At 74.0% G+C, this 21,646-nt stretch carries 22 protein-coding genes; 12 read left to right on the top strand and 10 right to left on the bottom strand.

The window, feature by feature from the left end; genetic code table 11:
- The first annotated feature begins 2,893 nt into the window (after window positions 1-2,893).
- The 3 genes from KSK32_RS03280 to KSK32_RS03270 are packed head-to-tail and all read left to right on the top strand — an operon-like array spanning window position 2,894 to window position 5,530.
- Window positions 2,894-3,745 carry an ABC-2 family transporter protein gene (locus tag KSK32_RS03280; protein WP_216928361.1) on the top strand — a complete coding sequence of 284 codons (852 nt, stop codon included), beginning with the start codon at window positions 2,894-2,896 and terminating at the stop codon, window positions 3,743-3,745.
- A 1-nt stretch (window position 3,746) separates the two neighbouring features.
- Entirely contained in the window at window positions 3,747-4,547 is an 801-nt protein-coding gene (locus KSK32_RS03275) for an ABC transporter permease (RefSeq protein ID WP_216935768.1), read from the top strand.
- Window positions 4,544-5,530 carry an ATP-binding cassette domain-containing protein gene (locus KSK32_RS03270; RefSeq protein ID WP_216928360.1) on the top strand — a complete coding sequence of 329 codons (987 nt, stop codon included), beginning with the start codon at window positions 4,544-4,546 and terminating at the stop codon, window positions 5,528-5,530. Before KSK32_RS03275 ends, KSK32_RS03270 begins: the two co-directional genes overlap by 4 nt.
- Here the strand turns inward: KSK32_RS03270 and KSK32_RS03265 are convergent.
- Window positions 5,514-6,074 (bottom strand): helix-turn-helix domain-containing protein, encoded by a 561-nt coding sequence (locus tag KSK32_RS03265; RefSeq protein ID WP_216928359.1) that lies wholly within the window; start codon window positions 6,072-6,074, stop codon window positions 5,514-5,516. The genes KSK32_RS03270 and KSK32_RS03265 overlap by 17 nt on opposite strands.
- Before the next feature lie 66 nt (window positions 6,075-6,140).
- Between KSK32_RS03265 and KSK32_RS03260 the strand changes: the two genes are divergently transcribed.
- Window positions 6,141-7,037 (top strand): AzlC family ABC transporter permease, encoded by an 897-nt coding sequence (locus KSK32_RS03260; protein WP_254186925.1) that lies wholly within the window; start codon window positions 6,141-6,143, stop codon window positions 7,035-7,037.
- Entirely contained in the window at window positions 7,031-7,339 is a 309-nt protein-coding gene (locus KSK32_RS03255; RefSeq protein ID WP_216928358.1) for an AzlD domain-containing protein, read from the top strand. Before KSK32_RS03260 ends, KSK32_RS03255 begins: the two co-directional genes overlap by 7 nt.
- A 72-nt stretch (window positions 7,340-7,411) precedes the next feature.
- Here KSK32_RS03255 and KSK32_RS03250 read toward each other — a convergent pair whose 3' ends face one another.
- From KSK32_RS03250 to nadA, 3 genes are all read right to left on the bottom strand, one after another.
- The gene (locus KSK32_RS03250) at window positions 7,412-8,017 is read right to left on the bottom strand and encodes a DUF3043 domain-containing protein (RefSeq protein WP_216928357.1); all 606 of its coding nucleotides are present in this window, start codon (window positions 8,015-8,017) and stop codon (window positions 7,412-7,414) included.
- Between the two features lie 79 nt (window positions 8,018-8,096).
- The gene (gene murA, locus KSK32_RS03245; protein WP_036345331.1) at window positions 8,097-9,452 is read right to left on the bottom strand and encodes a UDP-N-acetylglucosamine 1-carboxyvinyltransferase; all 1,356 of its coding nucleotides are present in this window, start codon (window positions 9,450-9,452) and stop codon (window positions 8,097-8,099) included.
- A gap of 214 nt (window positions 9,453-9,666) precedes the next feature.
- Window positions 9,667-10,842 (bottom strand): quinolinate synthase NadA, encoded by a 1,176-nt coding sequence (gene nadA / locus KSK32_RS03240; RefSeq protein WP_216928356.1) that lies wholly within the window; start codon window positions 10,840-10,842, stop codon window positions 9,667-9,669.
- 43 nt (window positions 10,843-10,885) lie between these two features.
- Here nadA and KSK32_RS03235 point away from each other — a divergent pair, with 43 nt between their 5' ends.
- From KSK32_RS03235 to KSK32_RS03220, 4 genes are all read left to right on the top strand, one after another.
- The gene (locus KSK32_RS03235; protein WP_216928355.1) at window positions 10,886-12,046 is read left to right on the top strand and encodes a glycerate kinase; all 1,161 of its coding nucleotides are present in this window, start codon (window positions 10,886-10,888) and stop codon (window positions 12,044-12,046) included.
- A 140-nt stretch (window positions 12,047-12,186) separates the two neighbouring features.
- A complete protein-coding gene (erpA, locus tag KSK32_RS03230) occupies window positions 12,187-12,555 on the top strand; it encodes an iron-sulfur cluster insertion protein ErpA (RefSeq protein ID WP_013287705.1) in 369 nt (122 codons plus the stop codon).
- A gap of 179 nt (window positions 12,556-12,734) precedes the next feature.
- Window positions 12,735-13,709: a carbohydrate kinase family protein gene (locus KSK32_RS03225; protein WP_216928354.1), complete on the top strand. Its 975-nt coding sequence runs from the start codon at window positions 12,735-12,737 to the stop codon at window positions 13,707-13,709.
- Complete coding sequence (locus KSK32_RS03220; protein ID WP_216928353.1) at window positions 13,706-14,257, top strand: ATP-binding protein; 552 nt, start codon at window positions 13,706-13,708, stop codon at window positions 14,255-14,257. The genes KSK32_RS03225 and KSK32_RS03220 overlap by 4 nt, the downstream gene beginning before the upstream one ends.
- A 60-nt stretch (window positions 14,258-14,317) precedes the next feature.
- Here KSK32_RS03220 and KSK32_RS03215 read toward each other — a convergent pair whose 3' ends face one another.
- Both KSK32_RS03215 and KSK32_RS03210 read right to left on the bottom strand, forming a co-directional pair.
- On the bottom strand, window positions 14,318-14,536 hold the full coding sequence (locus tag KSK32_RS03215) for a sulfurtransferase TusA family protein (protein ID WP_216928352.1): 219 nt from the start codon (window positions 14,534-14,536) through the stop codon (window positions 14,318-14,320).
- Entirely contained in the window at window positions 14,533-15,684 is a 1,152-nt protein-coding gene (locus tag KSK32_RS03210) for a cysteine desulfurase family protein (RefSeq protein ID WP_216928351.1), read from the bottom strand. Before KSK32_RS03210 ends, KSK32_RS03215 begins: the two co-directional genes overlap by 4 nt.
- Before the next feature lie 171 nt (window positions 15,685-15,855).
- Here KSK32_RS03210 and coxB point away from each other — a divergent pair, with 171 nt between their 5' ends.
- Window positions 15,856-16,827 carry a cytochrome c oxidase subunit II gene (gene coxB, locus KSK32_RS03205; protein WP_216928350.1) on the top strand — a complete coding sequence of 324 codons (972 nt, stop codon included), beginning with the start codon at window positions 15,856-15,858 and terminating at the stop codon, window positions 16,825-16,827.
- A gap of 10 nt (window positions 16,828-16,837) precedes the next feature.
- Window positions 16,838-17,263: a cytochrome c oxidase subunit 4 gene (locus KSK32_RS03200; protein WP_216928349.1), complete on the top strand. Its 426-nt coding sequence runs from the start codon at window positions 16,838-16,840 to the stop codon at window positions 17,261-17,263.
- A 705-nt stretch (window positions 17,264-17,968) separates the two neighbouring features.
- Here KSK32_RS03200 and KSK32_RS03195 read toward each other — a convergent pair.
- The 4 genes from KSK32_RS03195 to KSK32_RS03180 all read right to left on the bottom strand — a co-directional run bounded on the left by KSK32_RS03195 (window position 17,969) and on the right by KSK32_RS03180 (window position 20,891).
- Window positions 17,969-18,178, bottom strand: a complete 210-nt coding sequence (locus tag KSK32_RS03195) for a hypothetical protein (protein WP_216928348.1) — start codon at window positions 18,176-18,178, stop codon at window positions 17,969-17,971.
- A gap of 129 nt (window positions 18,179-18,307) precedes the next feature.
- Window positions 18,308-19,354 carry an anthranilate phosphoribosyltransferase gene (gene trpD, locus KSK32_RS03190; RefSeq protein WP_216928347.1) on the bottom strand — a complete coding sequence of 349 codons (1,047 nt, stop codon included), beginning with the start codon at window positions 19,352-19,354 and terminating at the stop codon, window positions 18,308-18,310.
- An 80-nt stretch (window positions 19,355-19,434) separates the two neighbouring features.
- The gene (locus tag KSK32_RS03185; RefSeq protein WP_216928346.1) at window positions 19,435-19,833 is read right to left on the bottom strand and encodes a hypothetical protein; all 399 of its coding nucleotides are present in this window, start codon (window positions 19,831-19,833) and stop codon (window positions 19,435-19,437) included.
- Window positions 19,834-19,937: 104 nt separating this feature from the next.
- Window positions 19,938-20,891: a cytochrome c oxidase assembly protein gene (locus KSK32_RS03180; protein ID WP_216928345.1), complete on the bottom strand. Its 954-nt coding sequence runs from the start codon at window positions 20,889-20,891 to the stop codon at window positions 19,938-19,940.
- Between the two features lie 108 nt (window positions 20,892-20,999).
- Between KSK32_RS03180 and KSK32_RS03175 the strand changes: the two genes are divergently transcribed.
- Complete coding sequence (locus KSK32_RS03175; protein ID WP_216928344.1) at window positions 21,000-21,599, top strand: heme-copper oxidase subunit III; 600 nt, start codon at window positions 21,000-21,002, stop codon at window positions 21,597-21,599.
- Window positions 21,600-21,646: the final 47 nt, after the last annotated feature.

The raw sequence follows: 21,646 nt of genomic DNA, 5'->3' as shown, positions 1-21,646 counted from the left end.
GGCGCGGGTCGGGTGCTCGTCCGGGGTGACGCGCCGACGTCGCGACGGCTGGCATCCGGGCCCGGGACGGGTCGGGTGCCGGTGGCCGGCACGGGTCCGGCGACCGTGTCGGTTCCGGGGCGGCCGGGCGTACCCGGTCGCGGCTCGTTGACGGACTGCGCGGCCGGTGCTTCCGGACGGGCGGGTTGCTCCGCCGGTTCGATCGGCGCGGTCGGCCGGGCAGGAGCGGGGCCGGGGTAGGCGGGCGGCGCGGGACGGGCCGGCGCTGCCCCGGTCGGCTGGACCGGAACGGCTGGAGCCGGGCCCTGCCGTTCTTCCGTCCGTCCCCGCGACGCCGTGGGGCGGGTGGGCTCCCCGCTTCGCTCCGCCCCTCCGGTGCCGATCGGAGTCTGCGTACCGTTGCTGGGCGTGCCGGCGAGCGGCGTGGCCGGACCGGGAACAGGCGCGTCGGCGCGCGGCATGCCCGGGACGGGCGCCCCGGAGACGGGCCTGCCGGAATCCGGCACGCCCGATACGGGTGCGCTGGTAGCCGGGCTCGCGGAAGCGGCCACGCCGGACGGGGAGTCCGAAGGTGTGCCGGCCGTCGGGCCCGCGGGCATGCCGGACGTCTGACCGGAAGGCGCATCGTACGGGTCCGGTGCCGGCCTCCGCTGCTGCTCGTCCGCATCGACAGGCGGCACGGGCCGCAGCGGGGCGTCGCCGGGGCGCACGGGCGGGCGCGGTGCAGCCGGCGGATCCGGCACCGCCGGGACGGGACGGGGACGGTCGTCGGCGCGCGGATGTCCGGTCGACTCGGCAGGGGCGGTGGCCCGGCTGTCGGTCCTGCGGACCGGACGAGCGTCGGGCCATTGCCCGGGCCGCGCCGTCCTCGGTGCGTCCGGCGGCGTTCGGCGCTCGTCCGGCCGCGCCGTCCCGGACTCGTCCGGGCGTGCGGCCGTCTGGTTCGGGGCCGCCGTGCGGGATCCGTCCGGGCGTGCGGCCGTCTGGTTCGGGGCCGCCGTGCGGGATCCGTCCGGGCGTGCGGTCGTCTGGTCCGGGGCCGCCGTGCGGGATCCGTCCGGGCGTGCGGTCGTCTGGTCCGGGGCCGCCGGCGGGCGCTCGTCGGGCCGTACCGGCCACTGCTGCGGCCGGGAATCCGGACGGGCGGCGTGTGGCTGAGTATGCGGACCGGTGCCGCCGGGCCGGGCGCCAGGACCGGCCGGCCGGGCGTCGCGCGGGTCCGGGCGAGGGGAACCGTCCTGCTCGGGACGGCGCGCGTCGGGGCGCGGCCCGTCGGCGGGCGGCATCGGGTGCCGGGACGGTACCGGCCGATCCACGGGCGGGCGGTGCCGCTCGTCCGGCCGGTGCGCGTCGGGCTCCGGCCGGGGGCGCGGCTCGACGATCGGCCACTCGCCTTGGTGCGGGCGGGGCCGGTCGGCCGGCGGGCGCTGCCAACGCTGGTCGGCGGCCGGGCCTGCCGGGGTGGTGGCTTGCGGGTCAGCCGGACGCTGTCCCTGCGGGACGTGGCGGTCGGGCTGCGCGGGCCGCCCGTTCTCCGGCGCCCGGCGCTGGGTGTCCGGGTACGCGGCGGCCTCGCGGCCCGGCGCGCGGTCGTCCCACCGGCCACCCGCCGGGTCACGCCGGTCCGCGGGGGGACGCGGGCCGGGCTCGCGCCAGCCGTCACGGCCGGGTTCACGCCGTCCGTCGCGGCCCGGCCCGGCCCAGCCGGGTTCCCGCCGGCTCGGCTCGCTCCAGCCCGGTTCACGCCGGCCCGGCTCGCTCCATCCGGCCGCGCTCCGCTCCGACGGTGGCACGGCGTCGTCGCGCCGGTCGAGGCCGGGACCACGCCGACCACGGCCGGGATCGTTCGGTGACGGCTCCACGACGGGGCGGTGGCGCCCCTCGGGCAGGGGTTCGCGACGCCCGCCGGGGGAGTGGTCCTGGTGATCGCCGGGCGGCGAGTCCCATCGTTCGCCGGAAGCCGCCGGACGACCGTCGGCCGGGGCGCGCCTGCCGCCCGCCGGGCGATCGGTCCAGCGCGGGGCCGGGTGCGGGGTCTCGTTCGGCTCCGGCATCCAGCCCGGCTGGGCGGCCCGGCGCGGGGGGCCATCGGGGTGCACCCAGCGTTGGTCGAGCCGCTCCGGCGGCGGACCGGCGTGGTGGGGCCCTCGGCCGTCCGCACCGGGGCCGTCGGGACGCCCGCGCCGCTCGCCCGGCCCCGCGGGGCGCTGTCCGCCGGGACCGGCGGAAGCGACCGGGTACGCCCCGCGCGAGGTGGCCGGCCCGTCCGAGTACGTGCCGCGTGGTCCTGCCGACCCGTCTGCGTGCCCGCCGCGTGGCCCTGCCGGTCCGTCCGGGTACGCGCCACGTGGCCCGGCCGGACTGGTCGGGTGTACGCCGGGCGGGGCCGCCGGGCTGGTCGGGTACGTGTCGCGTGGCGCCGCCGGGCCGGCCCGGCGCGCGTCGCGTGGGGTCGCCGGGCTGACCGGGTCCGCCCAGCGCGGACCGGCCGGGCTGACCGGGCGGGCGTCACGCGGACCGGCCGGACTCACCGGGTGCGTGTCCTCGCCGGGCGCGGGGCTGACCGGGCGTACCTCGGCGCGGCCGACCACGGCGCGCGGGCGCGGCGTCAGGTTCTCGATGCCGATGTCGCCGGGGTAGCGCTGCCCGGGGAACTGCGGCTGCCACTCGTGGGTGGGCTCGGCGGCCCAGGCCGGTTCGGCCGGCTCGCGCCAGCTGTCCCAGCCACTCATCGGCAACCCCTCCCGCCGCTCGCGTGGCACGGCCCCGGGGCCGGCTCGCGTCGCTCGCTCACGGCGGTGTCACCTCATTGGAAAATCTCGCGCTGGGCGCCGGACATGCCGGTACAGTCGCCCGGTCCAGCACGTCGTGGCTGCGGAAGGAGGGTAACGGCGTGGGCTCGGTCACCGCCACTGTGGCACCACCCACCGGCGCACACGTTACCCCATGGTTTCGGACATTCGGCGCGATCGTGGCGGCCGGGTTCCGGCGGCACGCGACCTACCGCCAGGCCGCCGTCGCCGGGCTGTGCACCAACACCGTGTTCGGCTTCATGCGCTGCTACATCTTCCTCGCGGCGACAGGCGCGGCGGGCACCGTGGCCGGGTACGACCGGGCGCAGCTCGCCACGTTCGTCTGGGCCGGCCAGGGTCTGCTGGCGGTCATCGCCATCTGGGGCTGGACCGATCTGGCCGACCGGATCCGTACCGGCGAGGTGGCCGCCGACCTGCTGCGGCCGGTGCACCCGGTGACCAGCTACCTCGCGACCGACCTGGGCCGGGCCGGGTTCGCGTCGCTGGCCCGGCTGGTGCCGCCGCTGGTGGTCGGCCCGTTCTTCTTCGCGGTGTACGTGCCCCGGCACTGGGCCACGGTGCCGCTGTTCCTGCTCTCCGCGCTGCTCGCGGTGGTGGTCTGCTTCGGCTGCCGCTATCTGGTCAACGCCACCGCGTACTGGTTGCAGGACGTCCGGGGCCCGATGATCCTGTGGACGCTCGGCTCGGGCGTGCTGGCCGGGCTCTACTTCCCGCTGGGCTTCCTGCCCGGCCCGCTGGAGGCGGTCCTGCGGTACGCCACGCCGTTCCCCAGCATCCTCCAGGTGCCGCTGGACGTGCTCGTCGAGCGGGAGCCGATGGCCACCGGTCTCACCCTGGTCGGGGTGCAGGCCGGCTGGGCGGTGCTGCTGCTGGCCCTGTGCCGGCTGGTCCAGCGCCGCGCCGAGCGCCGCCTGGTGGTCCAGGGTGGCTGATCTGGCTGAGTTGCGCGCGTACCGGGCGCTGCTCGGCGCGCAGGCGCGCTCGCAGGCGGCGTACCGCACGTCGTTCGTGGTGGACCTGGTCGGCAACGTGGGCGCCACCGTGTTCGACGTGGTCACCGTCCTGGTGATCTTCGGCGTGACGCGGGAACTGGGCGGCTTCACGCTGCGCGAGACGCTCGTCGTGGTCGGCCTGTCGTCGTGCGGCTTCGCCACCGCCGACCTGCTGGTCGGCAACATCGAACGGCTTCCCCGGTACGTGCGCACCGGCCTCTTCGACGCCGTGCTGGTCCGCCCGCTCGGGGCGCTGCCGCAACTGCTGCTGATGGATCTGCCGCTGCGCAAGCTGTCCCGGGCCGTGTTCGGGCTCGCAGTGCTGCTGTTCGCGCTCGTCTCGGCCGGCATCGAGTGGACACCGGGGCGGGTCGCGCTGGCGGTGGTCGCCCCGCCGGCCGCCGTGGTCTTCTTCGGCTCGGTCTTCGTCATGACCGCCACCGTGTCGTTCTACTGGGTCGATTCGGGCGAGCTGGCGAACGCGGTCACTTACGGCGGGCGCGACTTCACCACGTACCCGATCACCGTCTACGGCGGCTGGTTCCGCGCGCTGTTCGCGTACGGGATGGGGTTCGCCTTCGTCAGTTACCACCCGGCGCTGGCGCTGCTGGGCCGCGCCGACCCGCTCGGCCTGCCGTCCTGGACGGGCTGGGCCGCGCCGGGCGTCGCTGTGGTCGCGGCGGCGTTGGCCGCCCTGGCCTGGCGCGTCGGCGTCCGTCACTACCGGAGTACGGGGTCATGAGCGTCATCGAGATGGACGGGCTGCGCAAGGAGTTCACGGTCCGGGTGAAGGCCGGGCCGCTGCGGCGCGAGAAGCGGACGGTGACCGCCGTCGACGGGGTCGACCTGCGGGTGGAGCGCGGCGAGATGCTCGGCTACATCGGCCCGAACGGTGCCGGGAAGTCGACCACGCTGAAGATGCTCACCGGCGTGCTGACCCCGTCGGCGGGGCGGGCCCGGGTGTGCGGGCTGCGCCCGGTGGCCGACCGGACGCGGCTGGCGCTGCGCATCGGGGTGGTGTTCGGGCAGCGCTCGCAGCTCTGGTGGGACCTGCCGTTGCGGGACTCGTTCGACCTGTTGCGGCACGTCTACCGGGTGCGCGCCGGCGAGCACGCGGCCCGGCTGGCCCGCTGCCGGGATCTGCTCGACCTGGACGGGTTCCTGGACACCCCGGTCCGGCAGCTCTCGCTGGGTCAGCGGATGCGCGGCGAGCTGACCGCGGCGTTGCTGCACGGCCCGGAGGTGCTGTTCCTGGACGAGCCGACGATCGGCCTGGACGTGGTGAGCAAGCAGGCGGTACGCGGTTTCCTGGCCGAGCTGGGCCGGGCCGGGGACACCACGCTCGTGCTCACCACGCACGACCTGGCCGACATCGAGCGGCTGTGCCGGCGGCTCGTGGTGATCGACCACGGGCGGGTGGTGCACGACGGGTCGATCGCGGAGCTGCACCGCCGGTACGGCTCACGCCGGATGGTGATCGCCGAGCTGGACGCGGCGCTGCCCGAACCGCCGGTGCTGCCCGGCGCGCCGGTGCAGCGGGTGGAGGCGGACGGGCGGCGGCTGGTCTTCGCGCTGGAACGGGCGAGCGTCGCCGAGGTGGTGGCCGGGCTGGCCGGACTCACCACGCTGCGAGACATCTCGATCGTGGAACCGGATATCGAGGAGGTGGTGACCCGGCTCTACCGGGCCCCGGCCGAGACGTCCGCGGTCACGGGTGCTCCATGACGAGTACGGCGAAGGTGCCGGGGGCCAGCGCCTCGTACCGGTGCGGGGTGTCGCCCGGGAAGGTGGCGTAGTCGCCCGGCTCCAGCTCGACCAGCTCGGTCTCGGGGCCGACGCGCATCCGCCCGGCGGCGACCACGACGTGCTCGACGCTGCGCGGGGTGTGCGCCTCGGCGAGCCGTACCGCGCCGGGTTCCAGCTCCATCACGTAGACGTCCCGGCGGGCGTGCGGCGCTCCGGCGGCGAGCAGGGTGGCCGAGAAGTCGGCGTGCTCGGACCGGATCCGGGGTCCCTGCCCGGCCCGGACCACCCGGATCGCTGCGGTGGGCGGTTCGACCAGGCGGCTGAACGGTACGTCCAGCGCCACGCCGAGCGCCCAGAGCGTCTCCACGCTGGGATTGCCGGAGCCGGACTCCAGCTGGGACAGGGTGGACTTGGCGATCCCGGCGCGGCGGGCCAGCTCGGTGAGCGACAGGCCCGCCCGCTCGCGCTCGCGGCGCAGCGCGGCGGCGATGGTGGCGAGCGGGGGAGCGGGGTCGATCGCCATGTGTTCGCTCCATCGGTCGGTGTGTTCGGTTTGACGAACAGTGTGCTTGCGTTCAGGATAATGGACATGCGTACGGCATACCGAACGGGCGACGGCCGGGTGCTCCGCGACGTCGCCGCCATCGGCGCGGCGATGCTCGCCGTGGGCGCGTCGTTCGGCGCCGTGGCGGTGGCCGCCGGCCTGCCCGTCTGGGCCACGCTCGCCATGTCGGCGATCATCTACGCCGGGGGCGCCCAGTTCATGGCCGTCGGACTCGTCGCGGCCGGCAGCCCGCTTGCGGCGGTCCTCGCCGGCCTGCTCCTCAACGCCCGGCACCTGCCGTTCGGCCTGGCCCTCGGCGGCGCGCTCGGTCCGCGGCGCGCGCAGCGGCTGCTCGGCAGCCACCTGATGACCGACGAGGCGACCGCGTTCGCGCTGGCCCGCCCGGCCGGGCCGGAACGGCGGCGGGCGTTCTGGCTCGCCGGGGTGCTGCTGTTCCTGGCCTGGAACGCCGGCACCGCGCTCGGCGTGCTCGCCGGCGGCGCGGCCGGCGACCCGGCCGCCCTGGGGCTCGACGCCGCGTTCCCGGCCGGGCTGGCCGCCCTGCTGCTGCCGAGCCTGCGCGACCGGGAGACCCGCCGGGTGGCGCTCCTCGGCGCCGGCCTCGCCGTGCTGGCGACCCCGCTGCTGCCGGCCGGGCTGCCGGTGCTGCTCGCGCTCGCCGCGCTGACCCTGCCGCTGCTGGTCCGCCGCCGCTCACCCGCCGCGCCGGCCGACGTGAAGCCCGAGCCGCCCCACCGGGAAGCCGCCCCGGCCGGCCCCGACGCCGGGCCGCCCGATGCGGACGCCGCGCGGGGTGATGACCCCGGCCGCGGGCCGAACCCCGTGCCTGCCGGTTCCGGTGCCCCGCCGGAGGGGACCGGCGGACCGGTGGACGACGGCGGGGCCAGGCGGGGCGCGCGGGCGGGGGAGGTCTCGTGCTGATCGCCGTGATCCTCGCGCTGGCCGCCGGCACCTACGGCTTCCGGGTTGCCGGGGTGCTGCTACGGGACCGGCTCGACCTGCCGGAGTGGTCGCGCCACCTGCTGCCGGTCGGTGCCGCCACGCTGCTGGCCGCGCTCGCCGCCACCGCGGCGCTCACCGAGGCCGGCGGCTTCGCCGGCTACGCCCGGCCCGCCGGTGTGCTCGTCGGCCTGCTGCTTGCCTGGCGCCGGGTGCCGTTCGTGCTGGTCGTGGTCGCGGCGGCGGCCACCACCGCGGTGCTGCGCCTGCTCGGCGTGGCCTGAGTGCGGCATCGGCCCGCACCACATCGGCCCCTCACCGCCGGGGCGGGAGGGGCCGATTCGGGGCCGGTCCGGTCAGACCTGGTCGCCGATGTTCACCCGCGGCGCGGGCGCACGCATCCGGCGGAACGTGATCGACCGCATGATCGCGTAGAAGTAGAGCGAGCCGAGCTTCTCGGTGCTCTTCGGGAAGCGCTCGCGGACCAGCCGCTTGATCTTCCGAGAGATCAGGATCGAGTCGATCAGCACGCCGAGGGCCAGCGCACCCCAGAGCACGTTCGACAGCAGCCGCACGATCGGCGGCATGGCCTGGTTGGAGCCGAACAGCACGATCAGCGCACCGCCGAAGAACCAGGTGCCGATCGTCCGCCGGGAGTCGACCACGTTGCGGGCCAGCAGCCGCTCCGGGCCCCGGTCACGCGGGCCGCCCTCGCGGCGGAACTCCGCGGCGGCCTCGGCGCGGGCGGCACGGCGCTGCGCGCGGGCCTCCTCCTTGGTCAGCGGCTTGGCCGGCGCGGTCGGCCGGCGACCGGCGACCGGGCGCTTCGGCGTGACCTGCCCTAGTTCCTTCTTGCTGGGCGTGTAGCCCCGGGGGCGGGCGGCGGACTCCTCGTCGGTCGTCACAGTGGTGACGGACTCCTCGACGAGGTCGGCGGACTTGCGGCGAAACAGCGACGGCACGCGGCAAGGGTAGCCAACCGGCCGCGCCCGGTGCACATCACGGGTGCACCGGGCGCGGCCGATCGAAGGCGCGGAACGGTCAGGGGCGCTCGACGTGCGCGCCGAGGTCGGCCAGCTTGGCCTCGAAGTCCTCGTAACCGCGGTTGATCAGGTCCACGCCGTACACCCGGGAGGTGCCCTCGGCGGCCAGCGCCGCGATCAGGTGGCTGAACCCGGCCCGCAGGTCCGGGATGACCAGGTCGGCCGCGTGCAGCTTGCTCGGCCCGGCGATCACCGCGGAGTGCTTGAAGTTGCGCCGGCCGAAGCGGCACGGGGTGCCGCCGAGGCAGTCCCGGTAGACCTGGATGTTGGCGCCCATCGTGTTCAGTGCCTCGGTGTAGCCGAGCCGCTGCTCGTAGACCGTCTCGTGGACGATCGACAGGCCCCGGGCCTGGGTGAGCGCGACCACCAGCGGCTGCTGCCAGTCGGTCATGAAACCGGGGTGCACGTCGGTCTCCAGCGCCACCGCGTTCAGCTCGCCGCCCGGGTGCCAGAACCGGATGCCGCCCTCCTGGCCCGGGCTGCCGCCGCGCGGCGGGCGCAGGTCGGTGACCTCGTACTCGCCGCCGACCGACCGGAAGATGTTCAGGAAGGTCATCATGTCGGCCTGCTGGGCGCCCAGCACCTCGACGTGGCCGCGGGTCGCCAGCGCCGCCGCCGCCCAGCTGGCCGCCTCGATCCGGTCCGGGATCGGCCGGTGGGTGTAGCCGTGCAGCCTCTTGACGCCCTGGATCTCGATCACCCGGTCGGTGTGCACCTTGATGATCGCGCCCATCTTCTGGAGCACGCAGATGAGGTCGATGATCTCCGGTTCGACGGCCGCGTTGCGCAGCTCGGTGACGCCCTCGGCCATCACCGCGGTGAGCAGCACCTGCTCGGTGGCGCCCACGCTCGGGTACGGCAGCGCGAACTTCGTGCCGTGCAGCCCGTTCGGGGCGGACAGGTGCAGACCCTCCGGGGTCTTCTCGACGGTCGCGCCGAACTCGCGCAGCGCCTGAAGGTGGAAGTCGATCGGGCGCGGGCCGATGTGGCAGCCGCCCAGGTCGGGGATGAAGGCGTGGCCGAGCCGGTGCAGCAGCGGGCCGCAGAACAGGATCGGGATCCGGCTGGACCCGGCGTGCACGTTGATCTGGTCGGTGCTGGCGCTCTCGACGTTCGTGGGGTCGAAGACGAGCTCGCCCTCCTCGTCGCCGTCGCTGACCTTGACGCCGTGCAGGCCGAGCAGACCGCGGACCACCTCGACGTCACGGATGCGCGGCACGTCGAACAGCCGGCTGGGTGTGTCGCCCAGCAGGGCGGCCACCATCGCCTTGGACACCAGGTTCTTCGCGCCGCGCACGCGGATCCGCCCTTCAAGCGGAGTGCCTCCGTGTACGACCAGGACGTCGTCGGTCAACGCAACCTCCAGCGCGTTGGGTGCTGCCGTGTCTAGTGATGGGCGCACGAAGTTCATCGCTACCCGGAACGCGGTCATGGAAAAACGGGCCGCGTGTGTCGTCGCCCCGGCAGCATAGCCCTCCGTGACGGGAATGGAATCGGTCACATCGCCAGCGAGGGCACGAACCGGGGTGTCCGGTGCGTTCCCGTACCAGCGGGGTCACCGACGGTGATCAGGCTCCCGGAAGGGCGAGCATCTGGTCCAGCGCCGACCGGGCGTGTCGGGCGGTCTCCGGGTCGACGGTGATCTGATTGACGACGCGCCCGGCGACCAGTTCCTCCAGCGCCCAGACCAGGTGCGGCAGGTCGATCCGGTTCATCGTCGAGCAGTAGCAGACCGCCCGGTCGAGGAACATGATCTGCTTGTCCGGGTGGGCCAGCGCGAGCCGGCGTACCAGGTTCAGCTCGGTGCCCACCGCCCACGCCGAGCCGGCCGGGGCCGCCTCGATGGTCCTGATGATGAACTCGGTCGAGCCGACCAGGTCGGCGGCGTTCACCACCTCGTGGCGGCACTCCGGGTGCACGATCACGTTCACGCCCGGCACCCGCTCGCGTACGTCGTCGACGCTGTCGAGCGTGAAGCGGCCGTGCACCGAGCAGTGACCGCGCCACAGGATCATCTTCGCGTCGCGCAGCTGCTCCGGGGTCAACCCGCCGCCCGGCTTGTGCGGGTCGTAGAGCACGCAGTCGTCGAGCGAGAAGCCCATCTCCAGCACCGCGGTGTTGCGGCCGAGGTGCTGGTCGGGCAGGAACAGCACCTTGCGGCCCTGCTCGAAGGCCCAGTCCAGGGCCCGCTTGGCGTTCGACGAGGTGCACACCACGCCGCCGTTGCGGCCGACGAAACCCTTGATGTCGGCCGACGAGTTCATGTACGTCACCGGCACGGTCTCCGCCGCGATGCCCAGGTCGGTGAGCGTGTCCCACGCGGCCTCGACCTGCGTCAGCACCGCCATGTCGGCCATCGAGCAGCCGGCGGCGAGGTCGGGCAGGATCACCTTCTGCGCGTCCGAGGTGAGGATGTCCGCGCTCTCGGCCATGAAGTGCACGCCGCAGAAGACGATGTACTCCGCGTCCGGGCGGGCCGCCGCCTCCCGGGCCAGCTTGAACGAGTCGCCGGTCACGTCGGCGAACTGGATCACCTCGTCGCGCTGGTAGTGGTGGCCCAGGACGAACACCTTCGTGCCGAGGGCCGCCTTCGCAGCGGCGGCGCGGGCCACCAGATCGGGGTCGCTCGGCGCGGGGAGATCACCCGGACACTCCACGCCACGCTCGGTGGCGGGGTCGCTGCCGCGGCCGAGAAGCAGCAGCGCCGTGGCGGTGTTGGACGGCTCAACCCAGGTCGAAGTCACGCCCCCATGGTCCCACAACGCGACCATCGCGCAGCCGTCCGCGATGTGGCCTGCCACACTGCTGCGCATGCGCGTGCTGCTCTGCCCGGACAAGTTCGCCGGCACGCTGCCGGCCCCCGACGTGGCCGCCGCGGTGGCCGACGGCTGGCATGACGTCGCCCCCGGTGACGACCTGCTGGTCCGGCCGCTCGCCGACGGCGGGCCCGGCTTCGTCGACGTGCTCGCCGGGGCGCTCGGCGGGCGCCGGGTGCCGGTGCCCACGGTCGACCCGCTGGGCCGCCCGGCCGCCGGTGAGATCCTGCTCACCGACGACGGCACGGCGTACCTGGAGAGCGCGCAGGCGTGCGGACTGCACCTGCTCACCGCCGCCGAACGCGACCCCAAGGCCACCACCTCGTACGGGCTGGGGCTGCTCGTCGCCGCGGCGGTCGAGGCGGGCGCGCGGACGGTGGTGGTGGGGCTGGGCGGCTCGGCCACCAACGACGGCGGCGCAGGGATGCTCGTACCGCTGGGTGTCACGCCGCTGGACGGCGCCGGCCGGGCCCTGCCGTACGGCGGCGCGGCGCTCGCCGGGGTGGCCGCGCTCGACGGGGAGCCCCGGCTGCGCGGCGCGACGCTCGTCGCCGCCGGCGACGTGGACAACCCGCTGCTCGGGCTGCACGGCGCGAGCAGCGTCTTCGGCCCGCAGAAGGGCGCCGACCGGGCCGACGTGCTGCTGCTGGACGCCGCGCTGACCCGCTGGGCGGAGGTGCTGACGCAGCGGCTGCCGGGCTGCCCGGCCGGGCTGGGCGCGCTGCCCGGCGGCGGCGCCGCGGGCGGCCTCGGCGCGGCGGTGCTGGCGCTCGGCGGCCGGTGCGAGTCCGGCATCGGCCTGGTCACCCGCGCGGTGAGCCTGGACGCCGCGCTCGACGCCGCCGACCTGGTGATCACCGGTGAGGGTTCGTTCGACCACCAGTCGCTGCGCGGCAAGGTGGTCGCCGGTGTGGCCGGAGCGGCCCGGGACCGGGGCGTGCCCTGCGTGGTGCTGGCGGGACGGGTGAGCACCGGGCGGCGCGAGGCGGCGGCGGCCGGTGTCACCGAGGCGCACAGCCTCGTGGAGCACTTCGGCGGCGAGGAGCGCGGGGGAGTGGAGGCGGCGATGACCCGTCCGGCCGCAGGTCTTCGCGCGCTCGGCGCCCGCCTGGCGCGGCAGTGGAGCCGCTGACCGGTTCCGCTGGTCACGCCGCCGGGTGGTGACGCCGGAGGCGGCGTACGATCGAAAGACGGACCACACCGGGAATCACTGGCGGACGTGCGGCGTTGGCCAGGACGTCCGGACCTCATACCGCGCAGGGAGACTTCCACGTGACCACGCCAGCGCAGACCGAGTCGACCGAGGCCAAGGCCCCCAGCACCGTCGTCCTCACCGACGTCGCGGCGCAGAAGGTCAAGGCCCTGATCGAGCAGGAGGGCCGCGACGACCTGCGGCTCCGGGTCGCCGTGCAGCCGGGTGGCTGCTCCGGCCTGCGGTACCAGCTGTTCTTCGACGAGCGCTCGCTCGACGGTGACGTCGTCACCGACTTCGACGGTGTCGAGGTCGTCGTCGACCGGATGAGCGCCCCCTACCTGGCCGGCGCCACCATCGACTTCGCCGACCGGATCGACGCCCAGGGCTTCACCATCGACAACCCCAACGCGGGCAACTCCTGCGCCTGCGGCGACTCCTTCAGCTGAGTCGGCAGACCGACCGGAAGCGGCGGGCCGTCCCGGGTGGGGCGGCCCGCCGCTTCGTCGTACCCCGTGTCTGTGACGTCCGGATGTGCGCCGGCCGACCGGTTGGTGACCGACCGCCGTCCACCCGGCCCGGGGGCCGGTAGGCTGACCGCGCCGTGCTCCCGACCCCGAGGGTTGACATGAAGATCGCCGTGACCGGCTCGATCGCGACCGACCACCTGATGAGCTTCCCCGGCCGCTTCGCCGACCAGCTCATCGCCGACCAGCTCGACAAGGTCTCGCTGTCCTTCCTCGTCGACGAACTGGTGCTCCGGCGCGGCGGCACCGCGGCGAACATCGCCTTCGGCATGGCCCAGCTCGGGCTGCGCCCGGTGCTGCTCGGCGCGGTCGGCGCCGACTTCGCCGACTACCGCTCCTGGCTGGAACGCCACGGCGTCGACTGCGACTCGGTGCACGTCAGCGAGGTCGCGCACACGGCACGCTTCGTCTGCACCACCGACACCGACATGTGCCAGATCGCCTCCTTCTACGCCGGGGCGATGAGCGAGGCCCGCAACATCGAGCTGGCCCCGGTGGCGCAGCGCCTCGGCGGCCTGGACCTGGTGCTGGTCAGCGCCAACGATCCGGCCGCGATGATCCGGCACTCCGGCGAGTGCCGGGACCGCGGCTACTCCTTCGTCGCCGACCCGTCGCAGCAGCTCGCCCGCATGGACGGCGACGACGTGCTCGGCCTCATCGACGGCGCCGACTACCTGATGACCAACGAGTACGAGAAGTCGCTGCTGCAGAGCAAGGCCGGCCTCACCGACGAGCAGCTGCTGGACCGGGTCAAGGTGCGGGTCACCACGCTCGGCAAGCAGGGCGTGGAGATCGCCGGCCGGGAGATCGGCACGATCCGGGTGCCGATCGCGCGGGAGATCCAGGCGGTCGACCCGACCGGTGTCGGCGACGGCTTCCGGGCCGGATTCTTCGCCGCGCTCGACTGGGGCGTCGGCCTGGAGCGGGCGGCCCAGGTCGGCTGTCTGCTCGCCACGCTCGTGCTGGAGAACTTCGGCGGGCAGGAGTACGAGGTCCGCCGGGACCTGTTCGTGAAGCGACTCGCCGAGTCGTACGGTGACGCGGCCGCCGAGGACGTCCGGCCGCACCTGCTGTGACCGGCCCGGCGGTGCCGGCCGGCGGGGTGGACCCGGAGGTCCGCCCCGGCTCCGGCGGCCCGGTGCTCGTCGCGTTCGCCGGGCTGCCGGGCGTGGGCAAGACCACGCTCGCCGCCCGGGTCGGCGCCGCCCTGCGCGCCCCGGTCCTGCCGGTCGACCCGGTCGAGCGGGCCCTGCACCGCTACGGCCTCACCGGCGACGTACCCGGCATGGCCGCCTACGGCGCGGTCGCCGGGCTGGCCGAGGTGCAGCTCGGCCTCGGGCTCAGCGTGGTGGTGGACGCGGTGAACCCGGTCGCCAGCGCCCGGGGCCTCTGGCACGACGTGGCCGAACGGGCGGGCGTGCCGCTGCGGGTGATCGAGGTGCACTGCGGCGACGAGGAGGAGCACCGCCGCCGGGTCGAGGCCCGCCCGCCCGAGGAGCACGGCACCTGGGAGCAGACGCTGCGTCGCCGGGCCGAGTACGAGCCGCTGATCGGCCCGCGCCTGGTGGTCGACACGGCCGTGGCGACCGACCCGCTGCCCGGCATCCTCGCCTACCTGCGCTGACGCGCCGGGCGTTAACAGGGGGCCCTTCCTCTACCCGAGGCGTTAATAAGGGGCCCTTCCTTACACCCGGACGTCGTAGGCGGGGCCCTCGTGCGCGGCGAGGAACTCGTGGCCGCGCATCCGGCACCACGCCGGGATGTCCACCGCCGCGGCCGGGTCGTCGGCGAGCACCCGCACCACCGCGCCGGGCGGCAGGCCGGGCACCAGCCGGGCGAGATTGATCACCGGCAGCGGGCACCGCTGCCCCCGGCAGTCCAGCACCTCGTCCGGCTCGCTCACAGGTCGGTCACCCCCGCCTCCGCCCGCAGGTCCGCCACGATCCCGGGCAGCTCGGCCAGGAACCGCTCCACGTCCGCCTCGGTGGTCTCCCGGTGCAACGACACCCGCACGTTGCCGTGCGACAGCACCCCCATCGCCTCCAGCACGTGTGACGGGCGCAACGTCGAGGACGTGCAGGACGAGCCGGAGGACACCGCGAACCCGCGCCGGTCCAGCGCGTGCAGCAACGCCTCGCCGTCCACGTACAGGCAGGAGAACGTCACCAGGTGCGGCAACCGGTCCACCGGGTCGCCGACCACCTCCACGTCCGGCACCTCGGCCGCCACCCGCGCCCGGATCCGGTCCACCAGCGGACCCAGCCGGGCCGCCTCCGCCGCCGCCTCGGCCGCCGCCGCGCGCAGGCTCGCCGCCGCCGCGACCACCGCCGGCAGGTTGACCACGCCGGGGGTACGCCCCGACTCCCGCTCGTCGGCCGGGTACGGCGACTCCCACCGGGTGCCCTTGCGGACCACGAGCAGCCCGACGCCGGGCGGCCCGCCCCACTTGTGCGCGCTGGCGGTCAGCACCGACCAGCCCGCCGGCAGCGGAGCCCGGCCCGCCAGCTGCGCCGCGTCCACGTACAGCGGCACTCCCGCCTCGGCGCACAGCTCCGCCGCCGCGGGCACCGGCTGCACCGTGCCCACCTCGTGACTGGCCCCGATCAGGGCGGCGAGGGCCACGCCGGGCGCGGCCACCGCCGCCGCCCAGGCGTCCAGGTCCAGCCGGCCCGACCGGTCCACGGGTACGGACACCGCCGCGCCGCCACCGGCCGTGTGCCGCTGGGCGGCGTGCAGCACCGCCGAGTGCTCGATCGCCGAGTGCACGAGCGTCGCCCCGGCCCGCCGCCGCCCGGCCAGGCCACCGAGTACGGCGGCGTGTGCTGCCGCCGTACCGCTGGGGGTGAAGGACAGCTCGTCGGCGCGGCCGCCGAGCGTCTGCGCGGCGGCCTCCCGCGCGGCGTCGAGGAGCCGGCGGGCCCGGCGGGCCGGCGCGTACAGCCGGGCCGGGTCCGCCCAGCCGTCGTCCAGGGCGGCCAGCAGCGCCTGCCGCGCGACCGGATGCAGCGGCGCCGCGCTGGCGGCGTCCAGGTAGACCGGGGAGACGCTCATGAGGCTCCACGCTATCGCCCGGTTACGCCCATGATCCCCCCGATGGGGGTGGACAGCGACCCCAAGACGGCCTGGCCGGTCATGGTCGAGTAATCTGCGACCGTCGGTGACGCCTTTGCCGTCGGTGTCAGGGAGAACAACCGCCGCGGCGCGCTAGGGAGGCAGGACCAGGTGGTCGCAAGGAGTTCGGAGGTACGGCGCTCGGCCGTACGGCACAGCGCTTCCCCGGGGGCCGGTGGACGCCGGCGGCGTGGTGCTGGTCGAATCGCCGGGCTCGGTCTCGGCGCGGCGGCGCTGCTGGTCTCGCTCACCGGCTGTGACGTCGGCAAGACGTTCGGCGGCTTCGGCTGGCCGCAGGGCGGCATCACGCCCGAGTCGCACCGCATGTACGACCTGTGGATCGCGTCCTGCATCGCGGCGCTCGCCGTCGGCGTGTTCGTGTGGGGCCTGATCTTCTGGTGCGTGATCCGCTACCGCAAGCGTGGCAACGAGCTGCCGGTGCAGACCCGCTACAACCTGCCGATGGAGTTCCTCTACACCATCGCGCCGATCCTCGTGGTCTCCGTCCTCTTCTACTACACCGCTGTCGTGCAGACCGACGTGGTGAAGGAGTCGAGGAACCCGGACGTCACCGTCGAGGTCGTGGCGTTCAAGTGGAACTGGCAGTTCAACTACCGCGACGGCCAGGGCCGCGACGCCAACACCGTCGCCTCGGTGCTCGGCACCAGCGAGGTCATCCCGGTGCTGGTGCTGCCCAGCGGCCGCTCGATCCGGTTCGAGGAGACCAGCCGCGACGTCATCCACTCGTTCTGGGTGCCGGAGCTGCTGTTCAAGCGGGACGTCATGCCGGGCAACATCCGCAACACGTTCGAGGTCTCCAGCATCGACCAGGAGGGCGCGTTCGTCGGCCGCTGCGCCGAGCTGTGCGGCAGCTACCACGCCTTCATGAACTTCGAGCTGCGGGTCGTCTCGCCGGAGAAGTACGACCAGTTCCTGGCGGCCAAGAAGGCCGGCAAGTCGACCCAGGAGGCGCTCGGCGCCATCGGTGAGCCGGAGTACGCCACCGAGACCAAGCCGTTCGACACCCGGCGCGACGCGAACAACTTCAACCCGTCCGACGCGACGGCCGGCGCGGGAAGCTGAGGGGTTCGGCATGAAGACCGAGTGGAAGATCTTCACCGTCATTTCGGTGTTCCTGTTCGGCGCCACGATGCTCTACGGCCTGTGGACCTGGGGCGAGAGCGGCGCGGTCGAGTGGATCGGCACCGTGGCACTGATGCTCTCCGGCCTGCTCACCTCGATGTGCGGCGGCTTCTTCTGGTTCGTCTCCCGCCGTATCGACCTGCGCCCCGAGGACCGGCCGGACGGCGAGATCGCCGACGGCGCCGGGGAGGTCGGCTTCTTCAGCCCGGGCAGCTACTGGCCGTTCGGTCTGGCGCTGGCCGCCGCGATCGCCGGCCTCGGCCTGGTGTTCTGGCAGTTCTGGCTGCTGGGATTGGGCCTGGTGGCGGTCGTCTTCGCCACCTGCGGGCTGCTGTTCGAGTACTACTCGGGCACCCGCCGTACCGCCGAGCACTGACCCGAAACGCCGCCGCAGGCCCGCGCCCCGTATCCGGGGCTGCGGGCCTGTCGCGTCCCACCCCCGACGCGCTCTCCCGCCCTGGGCCTCGCCCCGCCGATCATGAAGTTGACGGCACCGGCGGTCCTTTTTGTCCCCGTCAACCTCATGATCACCGCCCGCGGGGTCGGCGCTCCGCCTCGGGGCGCGCGCCACTCGGCTCACGCCCGTTGGGCAGTTTCAATCACCGAGAGCGTCGTTCCACTTGCCGGGAGCGCAAGAGATCTTGGAAGGAAAGCGCCCCTATAGGGGCCGTTTCTTTCCAAGATCTCGCCCACTTGGCCTGCCGGCCCAGCGCCTGGCGCGTGCCGGCCGCCTCGTGCCCCCCGCCCCCGCCCAACCCTTGTTGATCAAGGAGTTTGGGGCAATTTCGCGCACCGTCAGAGACGCGAACTCCTTGATCACCGCCCCGGACGGAAGATCCCTCACCACCTCCCGACCACCAGGCGGTGATCAAGGAGTTCGTGTCCCCCGCGGTCGTCCAGGCGGACAGAAACTCCTTGATCACGAGCGGCGGACGGTTGGGCTGTCGGGCAGGGCGGGGCGGGGCGGGGCGGGGAGGGGAAGGGTGGGTGGCCGCGCGCGGCGCGGAGGCGCAAAAAGGCGCGGCGCGGCGCGGAAGGGGCGCGGCGGGAAAAGGGCGTCGCCGGGGGAGGGGAGCAGAGGTCAGGCGGCCCTGGGGTGGGACGGCCGGCGGGGCGCGCCGCGGGCGGCCAGGCGGGTCTCGCGGAACGCGAACGTGGCGATGACCACGGCCGCGCCGCAACCGGTGCAGATCAGTTCCGGGCAGTCGGCACCGTGCCCGTCGCCGCACGGCGGCGCCTCGAACAGCACGACGCCCTCGCAGGTGTCACAGTGCAGCTCGCGGTCAGACACGGGTGGCTCCTCTCGCTCCGGCACCGGCCGGGGCGGGGAGGCGCCAGCCGATGGACCAAAGACCGAAAACGGAAAATAACTCCCGTGTAGTTTGGCAGGCGGGTACGACAACCCCGCGCCAGGCCGTCGTCAGGCGGTGCGCGCCACCTCGAGCCAGCGCTCCAGCGCGGCCGCGGCGGCGCCCGAGTCGACCGCCTCGGCGGCCCGGTCCAGGTTGGCCCGCAGCACCTCGTACAGGTCGCCGTCGAGCGGGCCCTGGGTGGACAGCGCGACGGCGGCGTTGACCAGCACCGCGTCCCGTACCGGGCCGGTCTCACCGGCGAGCAGCCGGCGGACCACGTCGGCGTTGTAGACCGCGTCCCCGCCGCGCAGGTCAGCCAGGGTGGCCCGGGGCACGCCGAGCTCGGTGGCGTCCAGCACGGCCTCCGTGACGGTGCCCTGCTGCGCCACCCAGACCCGGGTGGGGGCGCCGGTGCTGAACTCGTCCAGCCCGTCCTCGCCGCGTACCACGATCGCGGAGTCACCCCGGGCCGCGAAGACGGCGGCCATCACCGGGGCCATCCGCTTGTCGAAACAGCCCACGGCACCTGCGCGGGGCCGCGCCGGGTTGGTCAGCGGGCCGAGGAAGTTGAAGGCGGTGGGTACGCCGATCTCGCGCCGGACCGGGCCGGTGTGCCGCATGCCGGGGTGGAAGCGGGCGGCGAAGCAGAAGCCGATGCCGGCCTCGGTCACGCAGCGGGCCACCTGCTCGGGTGCCAGGTCGAGGGGTACGCCGAGCTGCTCCAGCACGTCCGCGGTGCCGCAGGAGGAGGAGGCGGCCCGGTTGCCGTGCTTGACCACGCGGACCCCGGCCCCGGCGACCACCAGCGCCGCCATGGTGGAGATGTTCACCGTGTGGGCGAGGTCGCCGCCGGTGCCGACCACGTCCAGCGCGGTCGCGCGTACGTCCTCGGGCAGGTGCACCGGCACCGCGCGGGTCAGCATGGCTTCGACGAGACCGCCCAGCTCGGCGGGGGTCTCACCCTTTGTGCGCAGCGCCACGGCGAACCCGGCGATCTGCGCCGGGGTGGCCGAGCCGGCCATGATCTCGCCCATCGCCCACGCGGTGTCGGCGGTGGAGAGCTCCTCGCCGCGCAGCAGCGCGTTGAGCAGAAGCGGCCAGGTCCGTTCGCCCATGGCGGGCCTCCCGAGCGGCGTGAGGAAAGCGGTTGGGGCGCGCCACGGCCGCGTCGCCGTGGCGCGCGAAAGGCGGGCGGTCAGGCCGCGGCGTGGGTGCGGCGCAGCAGCTCCGCGACGGTGCTGCCGGCGATCACCGGGTCGAGCGGGTGGGTGAGCGTGGCGTCGACCTCGGCGTACGCGGCCAGCCAGCGGTCGGCGGCGCGGGCGAGCACCACGCAGGTCGGCGGCGCGTCGTCCCGGTCGTCCTTGATCTGGCGGGCGATGCCGATGCCGCCGCCCGGGGTCGCCTCGCCGTCGAGCAGGAGCAGGTCGATCTCGTAGTCGTCGACCAGCCGCACGCAGGCGTCGTAGTCGTCGGCCTCGACGAACTCGATCTCGATGCCGGGCGCCGGCCGGGTGCCCACGGCCAGCCGCATCCGGTCCCGGACCTTCGGGTCGTCGCTGTAGAGCAGGACGGTGCAAAGACGATCGCTCATCGTGACGTGACTCCCACCTCGTAGCTGCCCGCTGATCGTAGCGGTCGTCACATCCGGGTCGTCGCCCCGCCTGGGCGGGCTCGGGGCGTACCCGGACCGGGCCGTCAGGCGCTGGCCTCCGCGGCGCGCTCGCGGGCCTCCTGGCGGTCCAGCTCGCGGTCGAGCCGGCGGGCCTCGCGCTCGGACTGCTTCACCCACTGGACGACGAGGACGGCGAGCATGGTGACGCTGACGAACTCGCCGCCGGCCCACAGGATGCCGCCGGCCACCACCTGGTCGTTCCAGGGGTCGGACCAGGACAGGTTGAGCGACGGGTACCAGTCGCCGCCGAACAGCGTGGTGCTCTGCATGATGGTCAGGCCGAGGACGGTGTGGAACGGCACCGAGAGCAGCATGAGCAGCGCACGTCCCGGGTACGGCCAGCGGCCGGGCAGCGGGTCCAGGCCGAGCAGCGGCCAGAAGAAGACGCAGCCGGTGGCGATGAAGTGCGCGTGCACCAGTTCGTGCGCCCACTCGTGGCGCAGGGTGAACTCGTAGAGGTCGGTGAAGTACAGCGCGAACGGGTTCACCACGAAGATGGCGAACGCCACAAGCGGGAAGCTGTAGATCCGGATCACCTTGCTGTGCACGATCGCGAGCAGCCGCTTGCGGGGCCGCGCCGGCAGCGTGCGCAGCGCCAGCGTCATCGGGGCGCCGAGCGCCAGGAAGATCGGTGCGATCATCGACAGCACCATGTGCTGCACCATGTGCACCGAGAGCAGGGCGGTGTCGTACGCGCCGAGGCCGGTGAGCGTGACCAGCGCGATGCCGCCGAGGCCGGGGCCGAGGAACGACACGGTACGGACGACCGGCCAGCGGTCGCCGCGCAGGCGCAGCCGGTGCACCCCGTAGAGGTAGAGGCCGGCGGCCAGGACGATGCCCAGCGTGAGCCAGCTGTCCAGCCGGGTCTCGGTGAACACCCGGGTCACGGTGAACGGCGGCGGGGCGCCCTCGCCTCCCGCCGCCAGCGTCGCCGGAACAGCCGAGGTGACGGCGCGGATCTGATCGACGTGCAGCACGCTTTTCAGGGTAGGTCAGGCGAAGCGGACCACCACGATCGGGCCACGGAGAGGCCCGGTTTGGCACCCCGCTGATCGTCGGTCCCGGTCAGGGGCAATAATGACCGCGTGACTGCGGCCCCAGCCATTGACAAGAGCCGGATCCACTCCCTGACGCGGCCCAACATGGTCAGCGTCGGGACGATCGTGTGGCTCTCCAGCGAACTCATGTTCTTCGCGGCGCTGTTCGCGATGTACTTCTCCATCCGCGCGGCGGCGCCGGAGCAGTGGGAGAAGCACACCGAGGTGCTGAACGTCCCGTACGCGACCACGTTCACGGTGATCCTGGTGATCTCCTCGATCACCTGCCAGATCGGCGTGTTCGCGGCCGAGCGCGGCGACGTCCACGCTCTGCGCCGGTGGTTCACGATCACCTTCGTGATGGGTCTGATCTTCGTGCTCGGTCAGCTGAACGAGTACCGGACCCTGGTGCACGAGGGCGTGAAGATCAACGAAGACGGTTACGGGTCGATGTTCTACCTCACGACCGGCTTCCACGGTCTGCACGTGACCGGCGGTCTCATCGCCTTCGTGATCTTCATGATCCGTACCACGATGGGCCGCTTCACCCCCGCCCAGGCGACCTCGGCGATCGTCGTGTCCTACTACTGGCACTTCGTGGACGTCGTGTGGATCGGGCTCTACGTCATGATCTACTGGCTCCAGTGATCTTGGCGCGTCACGAACCGCGCCGCTGCTCCGTCCCCTGAGACAAG

Source organism: Micromonospora sp. WMMB482, from assembly GCF_019038635.1.
Classification (GTDB): Bacteria; Actinomycetota; Actinomycetes; order Mycobacteriales; family Micromonosporaceae; genus Micromonospora; species Micromonospora marina.
Note: the sequence above shows the minus strand (reverse complement) of the source record. Positions and strands in the feature narration are given on the sequence as shown.

Excerpts from the sequence above, each read along its gene's own strand:
- trpD (WP_216928347.1), bottom strand. The coding sequence starts at position 19,354 with ATGGGCGAACGGACCTGGCCGCTTCTGCTCAACGCGCTGCTGCGCGGC.
- KSK32_RS03260 (WP_254186925.1), top strand. The coding sequence starts at position 6,141 with ATGCGTACGGCATACCGAACGGGCGACGGCCGGGTGCTCCGCGACGTC.
- KSK32_RS03200 (WP_216928349.1), top strand. The coding sequence starts at position 16,838 with ATGAAGACCGAGTGGAAGATCTTCACCGTCATTTCGGTGTTCCTGTTC.
- KSK32_RS03225 (WP_216928354.1), top strand. The coding sequence starts at position 12,735 with ATGAAGATCGCCGTGACCGGCTCGATCGCGACCGACCACCTGATGAGC.
- KSK32_RS03185 (WP_216928346.1), bottom strand. The coding sequence starts at position 19,833 with ATGAGCGATCGTCTTTGCACCGTCCTGCTCTACAGCGACGACCCGAAG.
- KSK32_RS03270 (WP_216928360.1), top strand. The coding sequence starts at position 4,544 with ATGAGCGTCATCGAGATGGACGGGCTGCGCAAGGAGTTCACGGTCCGG.
- KSK32_RS03265 (WP_216928359.1), bottom strand. The coding sequence starts at position 6,074 with ATGGCGATCGACCCCGCTCCCCCGCTCGCCACCATCGCCGCCGCGCTG.
- KSK32_RS03235 (WP_216928355.1), top strand. The coding sequence starts at position 10,886 with ATGTGGCCTGCCACACTGCTGCGCATGCGCGTGCTGCTCTGCCCGGAC.
- KSK32_RS03210 (WP_216928351.1), bottom strand. The coding sequence starts at position 15,684 with ATGAGCGTCTCCCCGGTCTACCTGGACGCCGCCAGCGCGGCGCCGCTG.